Source organism: Ralstonia pickettii (genome assembly GCF_030582395.1).
Taxonomy (GTDB): domain Bacteria; phylum Pseudomonadota; class Gammaproteobacteria; order Burkholderiales; family Burkholderiaceae; genus Ralstonia; species Ralstonia pickettii_D.
Map to the genome: position 1 here is coordinate 1,446,833 of NZ_CP104382.1, position 19,024 is coordinate 1,465,856.

A 19,024-nucleotide genomic window follows, 5' to 3' on the forward strand; every position below is an offset into this window, starting at 1 on the left:
ATCGCCATGAACAAGCATCTCTATCGCATCGTTTTCAACCGTGTGCGCGGCGCGCTGATGGCCGTGGCAGAAACCGCGTCGTCCACGCAGACAGGCAAGGGCCGCAGTGGTGAGCGCGGTGTGTCAGGCATGTTCGCAACATTCCGGTTACGCCCGGGCGCAGTGAGCGTGGCCGCCGTCCTGGGTGCGTTCCACCTGACGCCCTATGCGCAAATCGTGGCGGACCCGAATGCCGGCGCGCATCGCCCCACCATCGATCAGGCCGCGAATGGCACGCCCATCGTGCAGATCACGGCGCCGTCTGCGGCGGGGGTGTCGCGCAATCAATTCCAACAGTTCAATACCGGCCCCGGTGGCGCCATCCTGAACAACGCGCAAACGCTCACGCAGACGCAACTGGCCGGCTACATTGCCGGCAACCCGAATCTGGCGGGGGGCCAGGCGCGCGTTGTCCTGAACGAGGTTACGGGCAACCAGGCCTCCAGCCTGCGGGGCTATCTGGAGGTGGCCGGCCAACGCGCACAGGTGGTGATCGCCAACCCGAACGGCCTTGTGTGCGATGGCTGCGGCGTAATCAACAGCGACCGCTTCACGCTCACCACCGGCACACCCATCATGGGCGTGGGCGGCAGCCTTGATGCATTCCGTGTCACTGGCGGGGCAATCCAGGTGCAAGGCAATGGCCTGAACGCCAGCCATCTGGACCAAGTGGACCTGATCGCGCGCTCCGTGCAGGTCAACGGAAAGCTGTGGGCTAACAACGCGAACGTCGTGGCGGGCACCAACACCGTCAACTATGCCGACCTGGGCGTACAAGTGATTGCGAGCGATGCCAATCGCCCCACCGTCGCCATCGACGTGGGCAACCTTGGCGGCCTGTACGCTGGCAAGATCAAGCTGATCGGCACCGAAGCCGGCGTGGGTGTCAACAGCGCCGGCACCATCGCGGCACAAGCGGGCGACCTGCATATCGATAGCGCTGGCCGCATCACACTGGCCGGCACGACAAATGCCACCGGCGCACTGCGTGTGAGCGGCGCGCAGGGCGTGACCAACACCGGCACGCTCTACGGCCAGCAGAACGTGGAACTCACATCCGGAGGCGCCACCACCAACGCCGGTACGGTGGCAGCACTGGGCGATGTCTCCGTCTCGGGCCAGCAGGTGCAGTCGTCCGGCACGCTGGCTGCGGGTGTGGATGCCAACGGCGCGGCGGCCAGCGCGGGCAAGACGCTCGCAGCAAGCGCCACGGGCAGCGCGAACCTGAACGGCCGCAACCTCTCCACAGGCGATATCAACGTATCCGGCGCCAGCACAAGCCTGGCTGGCGCGCAGACAAGCGCCAATGGCAACGTCAATGCCACCGCCACACAAGGCGACATCGACCACACCGCCGGCAACCTGCAAGCCGGGGGCAGCGCGACGTTCAACGCGGGCGGGACGGTGCGCAACGACGGCGGCACTGTGGCAACTAATCTGCTGGCGGTCACCGCTAGCGGGCTCTCCAACCGTGCCGGCACGCTCTCGCAAAGCGGCAGCAGCGGCACGAACGTGACCGTATCCGGTGCCATCGACAACACCGGCGGCAAGCTGCAAACGGCCGCAACAGACACTACCATCACAGCGGCATCGTTCATCAACGATGGAGGCACGCTCGGCCACGCGGGCCCGGGCATGTTCAGCGTGCAAACCGGCGCTCTTTCGAACGCCAACGGCAAGCTGCAGACCAACGGCGCGTTGGACGTGCATGCCACCACACTGGGCAACCAAGGCGGCACGATTGCCGCTGTGAGCACCGCCACCGTACGCGCGGACGCAGCGCTGGACAGCACCGGCGGCACGCTGCATACCGACAGCACCCTCAACCTGCAAGCCGGCACCCTGACCAACCGCAACGGCCTCGTCTCGGCCGCCGGGCAGAGCACGATTGCCGTGACAGGGGCCTTGGACAATACGTCCGGCCGCATAGAAAACGCCGGCACCAATGCCAGCATCAGCGCCGGATCGCTCACCAACGACGGCGGTGCCGTAGCTCACGCGGGCACCGGCGCGTTGACAGTGCGCACAGGCGCGCTGTCGAACACCGGTGGCAAGCTGCAAACGAATGGCGCGCTGGACTTGCACACGGGTTCGGGCGGCAATCGCAACGGCATCATTTCTTCGATCGGGCAGGCTGCAGTTCAAGTAGATCAGGCCCTGGACAACAACGGCGGCACGGTGCGCACCAACACCACGCTGGACCTACGCGCAGGCTCGCTCGTCAACCAACATGGCTTGGTGTCTTCCGCCGGGCAGAGCACGATCAACGTTGCTGGGGCGCTGGACAACTCGGCTGGCCGCATGGAAAGTGCCGGCACCGACGCGCTCATCACCGCCGGCGCGTTCACCAACGACGGCGGTGCGCTGGCCCACGTAGGCAAGGGTGTGCTGAGCGTGCAGGCCGGCGCCCTGTCCAACGTCGGTGGCTCGTTGCAGACCAATGGCGCGCTGGATCTGTATACCGCATCGATGCGCAACCAGGGCGGCACGCTTTCCGCAGCCACGCGGGCCAAGGTTCTTGCCGATGCCGCGCTCGACAACAGCAACGGCACCCTGCAGACCGATGGCACTCTCGATGTGCAAGCCGGTGCCATCACCAACCGGGGGGGCTTGGTCTCGGCGGGCGGCCAAGCAACCGTTGCCGCCACGCATGCACTGGACAACACGGCTGGCCGCATCGAAAGCGCTGGCACTGATGCCTCCATCACCGCAGGGTCATTGACCAACGACGGCGGCACCCTCGCCCATGTCGGCACAGGCGCATTCAGGGTAGACACGGGGGCGCTTTCCAACGCAGGCGGCAAGGTGCAGACCAACGGCGCACTGGGTCTGCAGGCTACGTCCTTCGGCAACCAGGCGGGCACGGTTTGGGCATCGGGCCCGGCCACTGTGCGCGTGAGTCAAGCACTGAACAACAGCAACGGCGGCACGCTGCAAACCCGCGACAAGGTCGATCTAGAGGCCGGATCGCTGAACAACCAGCAGGGGCTGGTCTCGTCCGTAGGCCAGAGCACGATCAACGTGACGGGCGTGTTGGACAACACCGCCGGCCGCATAGAAAGCGGCGGCGCAGATGCCACGCTCACCGCCGGATCGCTCACCAATGACGGCGGCACGCTCGCCCACGTGGGTAACGGCACGCTGAATGTACAAACCGGGGCACTCTCCAACGCCGGCGGCAAGCTGCAAACGAATGGGGCGCTGACTCTGCAATCCGCGTCGCTTGGCAATCAGGCTGGGCTGATTTCAGCCGCAGGTGCTGCGACGGTTCATGTGGACCAAGCGGTGGATAGCACGGGCGGCACCCTGCAAACCGGCGGAGCGCTTGACTTGCGCGCAGTGTCGCTCAATAACCAGCAAGGCTTGGTATCTTCGGGGGGCCAGAGCGTCATCAAGTTGACGGGTGCGCTCAACAACAGCCGTGGACGCATGGAAAGTGCTGGCGCCGATGCAAGCCTGCATGCTGCAACGTTCACCAACGATGGCGGTGCCCTCGCCCATGTCGGCACCGGCACGCTCAGCGTGCAGGCCGGTGCCACCTCGAACACGGGCGGTGCCCTGCAAACAAACGGCGCGCTGAACCTACATGCCGAGTCGTTTTCCAACCGGGGGGGCATTATTGCTTCCCGCGCAGCAGCCACCGTGCAGGCCAACCAGGCACTGGACAACACTGGCGGCACGCTGCGCAGCGGCAGCACGCTCGGCTTGAATGCAGCGTCCGTGGTCAACCGCGATGGCATGATCTCTGCAGCGGGACAAGCCGACATCAACGTTGCCGGCACGCTTGACAACGCCGCCGGGCGGGTGCAGAGCGCGGGCGCCAACGCCAACATTACCGCCGCCGCTTTGACGAACGACGGAGGCGTGCTCGTCCACGCAGGCTCTGGCCAATTCACGCTGCAAACCGGCACTCTTTCCAACGTCAACGGCAAGCTACAAACCAACGGCTCGCTGGATCTGCATGCCACATCGCTCGCCAACCGTGGCGGCACCGTGAGCGCCATCGGCCAGACCACGGTACGTGCGGATGCAGACATCGACAACACCGCCGGCACCCTGTCGGCAGACACGTTGCACGCCACCGCCGGCGGCACGCTCACCAACGATGGCGGTCTGATCGACGCCTCGCACGGCGCCACGGTATCGGCGAATACGGTATCAAACACGGGCGGCACGGTGCAGAACCTGGGTACCGAAGCGCTCACAGTGTCAGCCGCACAAGCGCTGTCAAACACGGCGCGCGGGCTCATCGCTGGCAATGGACAGGTGACGGTCACCGCGAACAGTGTGGACAACAGTGGTGGCACCGTGTCCTCCAACGACGTGTTGGCCGTGCAGTCCGCCAGCGCGATTGTCAACCGGGGCGGCACGCTCTCGGCAAACCACGCCGTGCAAGCCCATGCCACGGGGGCACTCGACAACTCCGGTGGCCGGATCGAGGCCAACGGCGCCACCGCCGTGCTGGACGTGAGGGCCGCCTCCATCGACAACACGGCGGGCCGCATCTCCAACGCCGGCACAGGCGACACCAACGTCGATGGCGGTGCGCAGATCCTGAACAGCAATGCGGGCGGCGTTGCCGGCATGGGCACGGTAGGCGGCAACGGTGCTGTGGCGCTCACTACGCACCGGTTGGCCAACACCGCTGGCGGCCAGGTGCTTGCAGGCCGAGCACTCAACCTGAACATCGACCAGAGTGTGAACAACGCCGGCGGCAAGCTGGTCGGCAGCACGGAGCTGACGCTTAACCAAGCCGGCACGGCGCTGGACAACACAGGGGGTGCGATCCAGGCATCGGGCAACATCGTGCTTAACGTGGCGTCGCTGGACAACACGCGGGGGCAGATTGGCAACACCGCGCGCTCGGGCGGCAACGTGCAGGCCGCGACGGCCGGCGTCCTCACAAACACCGGCGGGCAAATCCTGTCGGACAACAATCTGCTACTGAACGCGCAAACCGTAGGCGGCGCGGGCCGTATCGTCGCGGGGCAGGATGCGACGATCTCGCTGCGTGGGGACTACGCCAACGTTGCCGGCAACGTGATCCAGGCCAACCGCGATCTCGCCTTCAACACCACTGGCACGTTCACCAACCTGGGTGAACTGCTGGCTGTGCGCAACCTCACAGCAGGCGCGACGCACATCGTCAACGGCGGCCACTTCAATGCCGACACCACAACACTCAACGCGGCCGGCATCATCGCCAACAGCGGCCGCCTCGAAGGCAACACCGTCAATACAAGCAGCGATACGCTGACCAATACCGGCACGATCATCGGCAATACCGTCACGCTGTCAGCCCGCCAGATCAGCAACGATGGCGCGGCCGCCATTGCAGCGGCGGTTGACACGCTCAACGTGTATGCGCGGCAGTCGCTCACCAACACCAACGGCGCGACGCTCTACAGCCTGGGCAACATGAACATCGCGGCCGATGGCGGGCGCGACGGCAACGGCCGGCTATTCAACAAGACCCAGAGCGTCGTCAACGAAGGCTCGACCATCGAGGCAGACCAGAACCTGGAAGTGGCCGCAGCCGATGTGCAGAACCGCCGTGCCGATGTGCAGTTCACCAGCGAGCCGGTGAGCAGCACGGAGGAGGTCAAGAAGAAGCGCGAGCAGTACTGGTTCTGCGTCAACGGCTACGCCTATGCGATGGCCCGCGGTTGCGGCGCCGCGTACCGCACCACCACCACGAGCTTCTCTTCCACCCAGTCGACCGACGTCACAGTCTACGGGCAGCGCACGGGCGGCAATTTTGAAAGCGACCCGCCGAGCACCACCACCACGTATGCACCCGTGCAGTCGGTCGACACGGCGGCCAAGAAGCTCATCTTCAAAGACGGCTCAGTTCTCTACTACGAGACCCTCAGCCAGAGCGGCACCAACTACACCATCAGCTATTACGACGGCGGCTACAACCCCAACGTCAACATCAACCCGTTCGACGAGCGCACTCCGTACCGCCCGTGGAGCGACCACCTGCACGTGGAATACGAGCGCCATACCACGACGACCATCACGCAAGACCGGCTGCTCTCTGCCACGCCGGAGGGACGTATGCTGGCAGGCAACAACATGTTGTTTGCCGATGGCATGCGGCTGTCCAACAACTACAGCACGGTGGCTGCGGGCAACGTAATGCAGTTCGGTGCGGCCGTGCAAACGGGCGGCGTGGCCGATGGCAGCACGATCGGCACGAGCGTCATCAGCAACGTCGGCCGCACGTTCGGCCGCACGACCACGGTGTCGGAATGGTCGTTGTATCGCCATGACGACGACTACAACGAGACCAGCCAACTCGCGCAACCAACCCGCGTTACTAGCGAGGTGACGGGCGAACTGCGCGGCACCATCTCCGCAGGTACGCGGCTGACCGGCAGCATCGGTAGCCTGACGAACACGAATGTGTCCGCGGCCAATTCATCTGTTGCAGGGGGCGGCAACACGCTGGGTGCCAACGCGGGCACAACAGCACCCAGCGGCAGCGCGGCGGGCGGGGCCAGCATGACCGGTGGCGGTACTGGCAGCATCGGCATGAGCGGGGCCGCAGGCAACACCGTTGGCATGAGCGGCGGCAGCGGTAGCGCCGTGGGCATGAACGGCACAGGGGGTGGCGCGCTTGGCATGAACGGAGGCGCCGCCGGTAATGTCAACGCGGGAGGGGTTCACTTCACCGTTGGCACACCGGGCAACCCGCTGCCCAATTTCTCGTTGCCGACCAACGGGCTGTTCCACATCAACCCCGCCCCTGGCCTCGGCTATCTCGTAGAGAGCGACCCGCGTTTCACCAACCGCGATCGGTTCATCTCGAGCGACTACATGCTCGGCCGTCTGGGCATTGACCCGGCCACTACGCAGAAACGCCTGGGTGACGGCTTCTACGAACAGAAGCTGGTAAATGACCAAATCACGCAGCTTACGGGCCGCCGCTACCTGCAAGGCTATGTCAGCGCCGAAGACGAATACCGTGCCCTGATGGAATCGGGAGCCAACGTGGCGAAGGCGTTCTCGCTCGTGCCCGGCATGGCACTGACCGACACCCAGATGGCGGCGCTCACGCAGGACATCGTCTGGATGGTCGAGCAAACCGTGAAGCTGCCCGACGGCACGACCACCAAGGTGCTGGCGCCGGTGGTCTACTTGGCACGCACGCGCGCGGACGACCTCAAGCCCTCCGGCGCACTCATCACTGCAGACGCCATCGACCTGCACGCCGCAGGCGATCTCTCCAACAGCGGCCGCATTGCTGGCGGCACGCGCGTCAATCTGGCGGCAGACAACATCGTCAACCGTGGCGGCACCATCGACAGCGCGGGCACCACGGTCATCTCCGCCGCCACCGATGTGATCAACGCATCGGGCATCATCTCCGGGAACGCGGTGGGCGTAGCCGCGGGCCGCGACATCCGCAACGTCACGCTGGTTGACGTGGATGGCGCGCGCGCGCAAGCCGGTGCGAGCACGTCCACCAACAGCCTCATCGGACAGACAGGCGCCATCACGTCGCGGGGCGAGCTGGCCATGTCGGCCGGGCGCGATGTGGTGATGTCGGGCGCCACACTCTCCGCCAAGGGTGACGCCAGCCTTTCGGCGGGCCGCGACCTGACCGTCGATACGGTCAAGGCGTCGACCACAACCGGCTATTACTACGACGCACAGACGCACCAAAGCACGCAAGACACGACGCACCTGACCTCGTCCATCAACATGGGCGGCAACGTGTCGATGGCCAGCGGGCGAGACACCACGCTGGTTGGCGCACAAGTCAAGGCCGGGGGTGACATCACAGCGGTGGCCCAGGGCAACCTGAATATCCGCAATGCCACCGACACCTCGACGATGGACTACGTGAACACGCGCGACAGCAACCACGTGCACACGGCCAGCCGCCTGGACGAAACAACGGTGGGTAGCAACGTGAGCGCCGGTGGCAACGTGACGCTGGCGGCGGTCAAGCCATCGGCGGGCGGCAGTGCACGCACGGACGGCGGCGGCAACGTATCGATCATCGGCTCCAGCATCACAGCGGGCACGGCACAGCCAGAGGCCGCCGAGAAGTCACTGGCCCCGGACACGCCCACTGTGCCCGGCCGGATGACGATCATGCCGGTTGACCTCAACAAGACCAACGCCAAGACACCTTCTGCAGGCGGCATCACCATCGTCGCCGACCGCGACGTGACGATCGGCGAAGCGCGTGAACAACACAATTCCGCCCGGTTCGATTTTGATGCGAGCAAGGGGTTGTTGTCGTCGAAGTCGGTGCGCAGTGAATCCACCTCCAACGCCAATATTGGGGTGAGCAGCACCGTGTCGGGCGATGCCGTGCGTGTGCAGGCCGGCAATGATCTGACGGTGCGCGGTAGCAATGTGGTGGGGACGAATGATGTGACGCTGGCTGCCGCTCGCGATGTCAGCATCACGACGTCGCAGAACACCAGCCAGTCGAGCAGCAGCACAGAGCGAAAGAAATCGGGCTTTCTCAGTGGTGGGGGTATGTCCGTGTCGATTGGCTCGCGGTCTCAATCCGCCGACCAGCAGTCGAGCCAGGTGACGCACAACGGCAGCATGGTCGGCTCGCTCGACGGCAATCTGACCATTTCAGCTGGTAACGATGCACATGTCACCGGCAGCGTCATCCATGCGGGCAACGATCTGGCCATCGCCGGCAAGACTGTCACCATCGATTCCGCTTACGACACAACAGCAGACGCAGAGCGTCAACGCTTCCGACAGGCAGGCGTCACGGTGGGCATCACCAACCCGGTCATCTCGGCCATCCAGACCGGCCAGCAAATGGCCGAGGCAGCAAAACACGTTGACGGCGATCCGCGCCTACTGGCTCTGGCGGCCGCCACGACCGGGTTGGCCGCTAAGAACGCCTACGATGCAGTCGGCGGCGATCCGGTCAAGGCAGCTACCAGTGTCGGTATCAACATCTCCCTTGGCGCCAGCAAGAGTGACAGTCAGTCGCAAATGCAGTCGAGCACGGCAGTAGGGAGTACAGTTTCTGCAGGTGGGAATGTCACCATCGCTGCGTCGGGGGCAGGCAAAGACAGCAACATCAACGTCATTGGCAGCACGATCTCGTCGGGCAAGAACACATTGCTTGCCGCAGATGGCGACGTGAATCTGCAAGCGGCGAAGAGCACGAGCAGCCAGCATTCCAACAACAGTGGAGCCAGCGCCGGTGTGGGCGTATCCATCAGCGTCGGCTCGCAAAGCGGCATCGCCTTTACCGCAAACGCCTCGGGCAGCAGAGGGAACGCCGATGGCGATTCAACCACGTGGACCAACACCCATGTTAACGCCGGCGACACGCTCATGATCCGCTCGGGCAACGACACGAATGTGCGCGGTGCCGTGGTCTACGGCCAGCAAGTCGTTGCCAGCATTGGCGGCAATCTGAATGTCGAGAGCCTGCAAGACACCAATCACTACGACTCCAGACAACAGAGTGCGGGGGTTGGCGTTAGCGTGTGCGTGCCGCCGCTTTGCGTGGGCAAATCCAGCGTTTCCGGAAGCCTCAGCCAGGGCAAGCTGAATAGCGACTATGCGGCTGTGGGCGAGCAATCCGGCATTCGAGCCGGCGACGGTGGGTTCCAGATCGACGTAAAGGGCAACACCGACCTCAAGGGCGGCGTGATCGCCAGCAGTGACAAGGCGGTGCAAGACGGCGTCAATACGCTGACCACCGCCACCCTCACCCACAGCGATATCCATAACGAAGCGCACTACAGCGGCTCTCAAGTTGGGATCAGTGGCGGCTACTCCTTTGGAGGCGGTGGTGACCCCGGCAAGAGCGGAATTGGCAAAGATCAACAAGGCAAGGCCGACAACGTCAATCCGGTGCCCGGCACGGAGCTGCCAAGCAGCCGCGGGGGTCTCACTGCTGCACCACCGATCGTACTGAGCGCGTCTGGCGATGCCAGCTCTACAACGAGCAGCGCGATCAGCGGCGGCACCATCACGATTACCGACGGCGCCAAGCAACAGCAGTTGACTGGAAAGACCGCAGCAGAAACCGTGGCAAGCATCAATCGGGACACCTCGAACACAGGCGGGGCACTCTCGCCCATCTTTGACAAGGACAAGGTGCAGGCCGGATTTGAGATTGCTGGCCAATTCGTCAACCAGGTGGGGCAGTTCGTCGGGAACCGCATGCAAGAGGCGGATACCAAGCGGCAAGCCGCCGACAAGCTGGAGAAACAAGCCGCAGATCCGACTGCCAACCTGACCGATGCGCAGCGTCAGCAACTTTGGGAACAAGCTCAGCAAGCACGAGCCGAGGCGGTCGATACGGAAAGTAAGTGGGGTGCAGGTGGCACCTACCGCCAGATTGCCAACGCGTTGACCGCAGCAGCAGGCGGCAACGTGAGTGGTGGCTCTGCTCAGTTCGTGCAGCGCGCCGTCGTCAACTACGTTCAGCAACAGGGAGCGGGATACATCGGCAAGCTCGTTGCGGACGGTGTCGTCAAGGAAGGTAGCCCCGAACACGCTAGTCTGCACGCGATCGTGGCTTGTGCGGGAGCGGCAGCGAGCAGCCAGAGTTGCGGCGCAGGGGCTCTGGGTGCAGCGGCCTCAAGCTTGCTGACCAATCTGTTCACCGACGATGCGAAGGAGACGAATGCCGACAAGGAAGCAAAACGCAACGTGGTGACCTCTTTGGTCGCAGGTGTTGCTGCTGTTATCTCAAGCAGCAATGCAGCCACCGCGACTACCGCCGCAACCGCTGCCCTCGACAACAACTGGCTAACGCCCAAGCAGAAAATCGACCGCGATCAGAAGCTGGCGAATTGCACGACTGACACCTGTCGCAAGGAGGTCAGAGACCAGTTTGCCAAGCTGTGGCAATCCAACCATGACCGCGCTGAGAAGTGCAGCACGGTGCAGGCATGCTTAGCCGTCGTGGATGAGTTGCGCACCCAACAGCGCGAGACAGGCGAGCGCGTAGCAGAGCTGCAAGCGAAGCAGAAAGCCAACGGCACGCTCAGCGGGGAAGAGCGCGCGGAACTAGGTGCGTTGCTCAACGCGGATCGCTCCATTACGTCGATGAGCACAGCGGCGCTGGGCAATGCGGTCAGGATGGGCGGCACAGACGTGTTGCAGGGGCAGCAGGCGTCTACACTAGTCAGTGAAGTGATGGTGGGCGCGGCTGCGGGGATCGGGACAGGAGCGGCCAATCGGCCCTCACCACGTCAATCGGAAAAGGACGTCGGTTCAGACCTTGGCCCGGGACATTCTCCGCAAGTCAGTTACAAGAACGGCAAGCAAGTACCCTACGGCACTCCGGGCAGCGTGCGGCCTGATTTTGTAGCGGCAGACGGCACGGCGAGCTTTGAAGTCAAGAACTACAATATCGCTACGAATTCAGTGAGCCTGGTTAACAATGTCGCAATGCAGGCCATGCAGCGACAGGCCAACTTGCCGGAGGGGATGCAGCAGCAGGTGGTGATTGATGTGCGCGGGCAAACCATTACACCGCAACAGGAACTTGCCATCAGACAAGGAATTGTTAGCAAGTCGAATGGCGCAATCCCCTTCAATTCGATTCGATTCAAGGGAAATGACTGATGCGAAATATAGGATTTAGCGGAGGAAGTTCAATTCGAGAACTTGGGCCCGCACCAGATGTCGTGCTGTTTTTTAACTGCCTACGGACATATGTGGAGCAGGATCATCCAGAGACAGACTGGAGCCTTCTGACGGATCGTCTTTATCGTCGCTATCTTCGATTAGAGGAACTCGACCAAGCATCAATTTTAATGGAGAGAGTGAAATCGATATTTTCAGACAAATCCGCTGCATCGTCGATTGAAAGGGATTCGACAATCCTTGCCAATACAGAGAAGAGTTGGCTCAATCCAAATCAAGCCACACTGGCCGATGTATTTAGCAAGTATTTCAGGAGCTTTTCATACTGCGTTGAATCGGCAAAACTTAACTACGATGCACTAAAATCGGAGCCTGGATATTCTTATGAACCTGTACGGATTGTTATCTCAGACTTGCAGGGCTTCGCCCGGGATCAAAATAAGCCCCTGGCAGAATACGACGCCCTAGAAGGTGACCCTTTCTGGCTGCGGTAATCGGCCAACAAACAAGAACGCCCCGCAAAACCGGGGCGTTCTTGTTTCTGGTCACGTCAGCGGGTGCTCTGCTTCGGTTTGGTGACTGGTTTCCCACCTTCTTGGTCCCTCCTCAGGTGTTCTGGCCTTCGCACTCAACAAAGAAGTTCGGTTTGCAATGGATAGTCAAGGCAGCATCCACCGATTTGAGGGAACGAATGGAGATTTCCACTGGAATGGCAGCACAGGCGACCCAAACAATCCGTTGACCGGGAACCAAATTCCATCAAGCATTAAAAAACAATTTGGAGCAACCATACGATGATTTTTGGCGACCCGTTTCTTTTCGCAATTCAAATCGACGTTGTCAGCGAATGGAACGTTCCCGGCGACATCTGGAAAAATGGACTATTCTGCCTTTACCTGAACGGAAAAAGACTATTCGACGCTGTAGATACGTTTGAGCTAAGAACAACGATGGGCTCGTACAAGAATGCGGATATTGATAGACTTCCGATTAATACCGGCAATCTTGATTCCTCCTATCTATACAAAAATGCAGAGGAATATCTATCAGGAAACAAAGAATTTCCATTCGAAGGGTTATTCGACATGACATGCACAGCAATGAGCGACAACCAATGTTACTTGTACTTCATCAAGACGGTCACAGGTGACAGATTTTTGTGGAGCCTAGACAATGGGAAAAGCATTAGCGAAGTAACGCTTCCAGCAGGTACAGTTAGCGACGTAATAAGGAAACTGGACGGTCTCTGCTTGTAAAGACTCCACGTAGACTAACACCCACGTCAATGCCGGCGACACGCTTATGATCCGCTCCGGCGGCGATACGAACGTGCGCGGTGCCGTTGTATATGGCCAGCAGGTGGTCGCAAGCATTGGCGGCAATCTGAATGTTGAGAGCCTGCAAGACACCAATCACTACGACTCCAGACGACAAAGTGCGGGGCTAACGTGCTACTGAATGACCATGTAGGGCCGCACCCGCAGAAGTACCATGACACGGTCTATAGGCGCCTAGATGATGCTGTGCGAGGTTTACCCCCAAACACGCCGCAATACGAACAGGCACTGCGAGGCGAACTAAATAGAATCGGGAATGAAATTAAGACCCCTGGCACGCAGTTAAATAAATTGGTTACAAGACAATGACAGCGAAGTTCTTCGATATTGGATTCGACTACAACGACCCAACGCGCTGGCAACTTGACCAGCCGGCAACCGCCGATGGCGAAGTTCTTCCGGGTACATTCTGGAGTGGCATTCCGTGGACACAATCCACTCCTCTTTCTGTTCGGATCACTCAACAAGGCGTTCCCGCAAGCTTCTCTCACAGCGGTCACTCTGAATACATAGTGTCAACTGAATTAATGAACCGCCTCAGGGGCATTCTGCGGCCAGGAACCATCCAGGGCATCCCAATCAAGGTGCAGGGTTATGCAGGTGAATTTGAAGTTTTGAACGTCTTGGATATCATCGATTGCGTGGATGAAGCGCATTCCGAGTTTAGCTTGTGGACTGCAGAGGACGGGCGTCCCGATCGAGTCGGTGACTATCGGATGTCTTTGCTTCGCATTGACCCCGAGCGGGCAAAAGGTCACGATCTGTTCCGCGTCAAGAGATGGACTATTGCTCTTATATGTTCAGAAAAGGTGAAAACATGCCTTGAGGAGGCTGGAGTCACTGGAATCCGCTTTACCCCAGTAGTGTACGAAGACGAATAGATGTCTTCGGTGCAACGCGCGGATTAGCGAGTTGCAGGGAGACATTTCTCTCCGATATTGCACTCACCCATCCCACCAATCACTACGACTCCAGACAACAGAGTGCGGGGGGTTGGCGTTAGCGTGTGCGTGCCGCCGCTTTGCGTGGGCAAATCCAGCGTTTCCGGAAGCCTCGGCCAGGGCAAGCTGAACAGCGACTATGCGGCTGTGGGCGGGCAATCCGGCATTCGAACCGGCGACGGTGGGTTCTAGATCGACGTAAAGGGCAACACCGACCTCAAGGGCGGCGTAATCGCAAGCAGCGACAAGGCGGTGCAGGACGGCTTAAACACGTCTGCAATCTCAACATCACCGCCACGGGCCAGACCGACGCCTCCGGTCGCCCAGTGGCCGGCACAGGCGACCTGACCGCGCTTGGCAGCACGCTATCCGGCAAGAACGTTTCACTCACCGCCAATAACGATGTGTTGCTGGCATCTGCGCAAACCACCACGCAGCAGCAAAGCACCAACAGCAGCAGCGGCTTCAACGCCGGTGTGGGGCTGTCGCTCGGCGAGCAGACCGGCATCTCTGTCTTTGCCTCTGCCCAGCGCGCCAACGGGAATGCCAATGGCGACTCGGTCACGCACGTCAATACGAACGTCACGGCATCCGACACGCTCACCGTGCGCTCGGGCCGAGACGCGACGCTGTATGGCGCTCAGGCCAACGGCGACAAGATCGTCGTCGACGTTGGCCGCAACCTGACCATCACGAGCCCGCAAGACACTGACACGTACCACAGCAAGCAAAGCAGTGCGAGCGGCGGTGTGAGCATTACGTTTGGGCCAGGCGGCGGCGCCTCCGGCAGCATCGGGCTGTCGCGCGACAAGATCAACTCCGACTACCAGAGCGTCGGTCAGCAATCTGGCCTGATGGCCGGCTCCGGCGGATTTGATGTGCACGTTGGCGAGCACACGCAACTCAACGCTGGTGTGATCTCCAGCACCGCCGATGCGTCAAAGAACAAGCTGGACACCGGCACGCTGGGCTTTACCGATCTGCAAAACCGCGCCGAATACAAAGCCGAGCACTCGGGCCTGAACATCGGCTACAGCAGTTCAGGCAGCCTCGGTAAGAACCTGGCCGGCAATGCACTGGCCAATGCACCTTCGGGCCTGGGGCTGGCCGGCACCAACGGCGAAGCGTCCGGCACCACGCGGGCTGCCGTGTCAGACGGCACCATCGTCGTGCGCGATCAGGCCAACCAGAAGCAGGATGTCGCCACCCTCTCACGCGACACCGCCAACGCCAACGGCTCAGTGCAGAAGATCTTCGATCTGAAGCAGGTACAGGAGCGCGTGGAGCTGGGCCGCGAGTTCGGCAAGCTGGGGATGCAGGTGGCCGGCGATGTGGCCGGTGCACTGGCCAAGCAGAACCCCGACTCGGGCCTCTGGAAAGAGGGGGAACCGGGGCGTATTGCTCTGCATGCGGCCATTGCCGCCATCGGCGCGGCGATGACGGGCGGAGATGTGGCCGGTGCCGTCGCAGGTACTGTGGCGGGTGACCTCGCCGCAAAGCTGATCGAGAAGTCTGTCCAAGAGGCGACCAAGGGCTTACCACCGAGTGTGCAGGCGACTGTGGCTAACGTCATCACAAACCTGGTGGCGGGTACGGCCGGGGCTGTGGTTGGGGGTGCGGTGGGCGGGTCCCAGGGGGCTGTGTCAGGTGCCGGCGGCGCCTTGGCTGCTGATATGTTCAACCGGCAGTTGCATCCGGATGAGCGGAAGCAGCTAGACGAGCTCAAGGAGGGACGCAGCTCGACTGAGCAACAACGTCTGGAGGATGCCGCCTGTGCGATGACGCACTGTGCACTGGGTTTGTCGGACGACAACCCCGACAAGGCAGCCAAACTTGCATCCGAGCAGCGCGGAAAAAACTACCTGCCCGAACAGCGAGAGCTCAGCGGTACCGGGCAATTCACGTACTCCAACAGCATGTTAGGAGACCTCGGGCGCGATTTGCAGGATCGCTACAAAGATTGGGTCACACAGAAGCTTGTAAGTGCCAACCAAAGCCTCGATAACGCCATATCCAGCGTCAATCGCGGCATGCAAAACGCAGGGAATGTTGGGCCGCATGTGACACCAAGCGATATCGATCAGATCACTGGTGGCCGAGGGGGCGGAAACACACCGAGCGGCTCGGCAGGCGCGACAGTTGTGATGGGTGCTGTGCCATGCGCGCCTGGCCTGCTTTGCCCTGTGCCTGTGGTTGTGCCGGGGGCGCAGGCTCCGTTGCCGGATAATGCGATAGCGTCGGGCCGGAGTGGCGATGAGGGGTCGAAATCCGGAGCTTCGAGCAATAGCGCTGCCACATCTGGAGGCACAGCGAACGCCGCTACAGGGCAGAAACTCAATGAGGACTTGGCATCCAAGATGTCGAAGCCGCTTGTTTCCGACTCCAAACTCGGAGGTTTAATCGATGATCTCTATCGTGACGGAGCAAAAATTGGATCGGGCAGCACCGCTGATGCAGTTAGATATGAGAACGCAACAGGTCAACCCGTCGGCGAACGGCTTCATAGGATAAAGGCGGAGAATTACTCGAGAGCACTGCAACGATGGCTTGATAGTAATCCCGATGCCTCGTTCGCTGATAGATCAACTGCTCAACTCGTTCTTCGTGACATGCAAAAATGCTTTACAAGGAAAATGATGAATAGCGCCAAGGAATTTCTAGATGAGATTTCGCCAATCACGGCAATCCCCGCCATTGTCAGTGACACATACGATCTGTGGGGTGAGGATGTTCCAATAACTGTTTTGTTCTCTAGTATTGGAAAAGGGTTCGCTCGATCCTTTCATCAGTTCTCAAAAGCAGAGATATCGCTCTTTTTTTCAGCTGTCGAAGAAGGGCTAGTTTCCCACGATGAGCAGTTATCTGCAGCCGTTGCTACCGGACTTCTGGAAGCCCTGTGTATCGCCTCCCAAGCGTCTGAAGACGAGCTGTTATGGTCCACCATTCATGCTCTGCTTGGGCCGAGATCAAGAGCCTCCCTGGACGCTTGGCTCGATTGGCAAAAATAGTGCGTCAAATGCGAAGGCAGAAAGTGGGGCTCAAACCACCACATACGACGCGCGTGGGACTGAACACGGTCCCCAGGTCCACGTCCCCCCCCCCCCCCGCCGGTACGAAGGTGGTACCGCAGTCGCTACCGGGCTATTGGAAGCACTTTGCAACACATCACAAGCGTCGACTGACCCAAATCTATGGAGCACCATTCACAGCAATCTCGGACCGATATCGACGGCATATGTGGATGCCTGGCTCGACTGGCAGAAATAGGCCACTGAACGCGAATGGGTCACTTAAGCAAGTGGTTCATCTGGAAAAGCGGATAGCGTATCAACAAATCGCCAGAAAAATCCTCTACGCTCGTATACTACTTAGTAATCTTTCTTCACAATAACTTTGCAACTAAGGATCGAGACGGAACATTAGCCAATGAGATCCACTGAAGGGGGTTCATTACTTGACTTCATTGATACGTTGGATGAGGTTGTTTGGGCAAAGTTCGAGGCAAGAAAACCAACCTTCACGTTTAAGAACGCTCCGCCTTATTCCGAAGATAGATCGACTAAGCCTCCGTACAGTATTTTCCGATTTAAGAAAGACAACCCGGATGTAATCTCAAAACTTCGGCTCGCAATTACCGAATACAAAAGCCGCATAGAATAGGCCATCACGGGACGTAAGCGAGAGAACTTGCCAGGAGCAAACTGGTTGATCTGCCCAAAACGACTTCTGGAGATCGAGCGGATTGCGCTAGCCGCCAATGTTCCTCCGGGCAACTATATGGCCCAACACGAACCAGAATTTGGCCCCGCCGCATATGACGACATGTCCAATTTAGTGCTTTATCTCCGCCAAGTCTTTCCAAATCAGCAATAACCATCGATTGCAGCAACCGCCACAAGACCGACTGAGTCACAATCTTGGTCGAGCACGATGTGATGATCGACCTTGCAAAAATGGCAACTTTTCAGCTCATAGCGATGCGCATGTCGGCGGCAATGTCGCCCGCTGACAACTTTGCCTGTAAGCGCTGCAGACCGAGCGCTTCTCTCTCAAATCGAAAGCCTGCCGGACACTACTTTGCAGGGAGACCTGCGAGACAACTCGAACAGCGCAACCATAATTATTAAATTGAAATGATGAAGTTATGAATAACGATCTCATCGAAAAGAAGCGGAGGGGATTCCAATTTTCCCTGAAACATATCCCTCAGGTTGCGCAGAAGATACGTTATCGAATCAAACCTATTAGCTTGAGCGGCTGCTATAACAGCCTGTCCAATGATCACCTGACAGTGGCCTTTTTTGAGTACTTTGCAAACAACAACCAAACAAATTTAAAGCAAAATTTATACACGGGCTGTCAGCTAACGTTGGCTGACATAGCCATCGATAGTTATCAGAAATTTGAGGTCGGAGCCGAATTACTATATGCCCTTCTTTCTGATTCCCATGAGATGGTTACGGAGATGGCAAAACTGGAACCCGACCACTTTGTTTCCGCCAGGGACAACCCGGTCAACCCTCAATTCCAAGTGCACATGTGGCAATTGGCGATACAGGGCGATTATTCGTCCCTCGAAGCCAAAGTTGATCGCCTAGAAAAAAATGGTCGCAAGTCGGAGCGCATAGCGGCAGCGCAAAGGAAAGATTTCTTTTCACTGCTGATGGGAGCCGATAAACCTAGCCTAGAAAATTTGATTCTGCAGCACGCCGATGTGCCCAGTCAGAATGCCTTGACGGAAGACTATTTTTCCTACCTTGCCACGCTTGAAACCAAACTGTGCTGGTATCGCGGCCTTCCCGTCGAGATCAACCATCCCATGGTGCCAATGGATTTGATGCCGATCCGCCCCCTCGACCATTACGACGATGTGTATGACTTTCTAAAGCCCGGATGGGTACCTCCACCGCAAGGGCTGGCCGGCAAGCTGTCACGGTGGTTCAGGTAAAGGACAAGACAGCAACATCCAAATCAATGCCGGCGACCCGCTCATGATCCGCTCCGGCGGCGATACGAAGGTGCGTGGTGCCGCTGTCTACGGCCAGCAGGTGGTCGCCATCCGCGGCGTCGCAAACACATGTCCCCCCCACATACCGGCCCCAACCATTT

General features: G+C 59.9%; 7 protein-coding genes and 2 pseudogenes. All 9 read left to right on the plus strand.

From position 1 onward, the window contains the following. Window positions 1-6 precede the first annotated feature (6 nt). The 9 genes and pseudogenes from N5B55_RS23215 (at window position 7) to N5B55_RS23245 (ending at window position 18,863) form a co-directional block, all read left to right on the plus strand. Window positions 7-11,616 carry a hemagglutinin repeat-containing protein gene (locus N5B55_RS23215; protein WP_304540335.1) on the plus strand — a complete coding sequence of 3,870 codons (11,610 nt, stop codon included), beginning with the start codon at window positions 7-9 and terminating at the stop codon, window positions 11,614-11,616. Then, a complete protein-coding gene (locus tag N5B55_RS23220) occupies window positions 11,616-12,131 on the plus strand; it encodes a hypothetical protein (RefSeq protein ID WP_304540337.1) in 516 nt (171 codons plus the stop codon). The genes N5B55_RS23215 and N5B55_RS23220 overlap by 1 nt, the downstream gene beginning before the upstream one ends. 300 nt (window positions 12,132-12,431) lie before the next feature. Further along, a complete protein-coding gene (locus N5B55_RS23225; RefSeq protein WP_304540339.1) occupies window positions 12,432-12,893 on the plus strand; it encodes an immunity 42 family protein in 462 nt (153 codons plus the stop codon). Between the two features lie 13 nt (window positions 12,894-12,906). Then, a pseudogene (locus tag N5B55_RS23230) lies at window positions 12,907-13,086 on the plus strand (hemagglutinin repeat-containing protein); the annotation flags it as partial. Beyond that, window positions 13,086-13,283, plus strand: coding sequence for an AHH domain-containing protein (locus N5B55_RS25335; protein ID WP_369812444.1), 198 nt, complete (start codon window positions 13,086-13,088; stop codon window positions 13,281-13,283). The pseudogene N5B55_RS23230 and the gene N5B55_RS25335, both read left to right, overlap by 1 nt. Continuing rightward, a complete protein-coding gene (locus N5B55_RS23235; protein WP_304540343.1) occupies window positions 13,280-13,855 on the plus strand; it encodes an imm11 family protein in 576 nt (191 codons plus the stop codon). The genes N5B55_RS25335 and N5B55_RS23235 overlap by 4 nt, the downstream gene beginning before the upstream one ends. Before the next feature lie 77 nt (window positions 13,856-13,932). After that, window positions 13,933-14,203, plus strand: a pseudogene (locus N5B55_RS25340) (hypothetical protein); the annotation flags it as partial. Window positions 14,204-14,241: 38 nt separating this feature from the next. Beyond that, window positions 14,242-16,923, plus strand: coding sequence for a hemagglutinin repeat-containing protein (locus N5B55_RS23240; protein WP_304540345.1), 2,682 nt, complete (start codon window positions 14,242-14,244; stop codon window positions 16,921-16,923). A 1,136-nt stretch (window positions 16,924-18,059) separates the two neighbouring features. Continuing rightward, window positions 18,060-18,863 (plus strand): hypothetical protein, encoded by an 804-nt coding sequence (locus N5B55_RS23245; protein WP_304540346.1) that lies wholly within the window; start codon window positions 18,060-18,062, stop codon window positions 18,861-18,863. The last annotated feature ends 161 nt before the right edge of the window (window positions 18,864-19,024 follow it).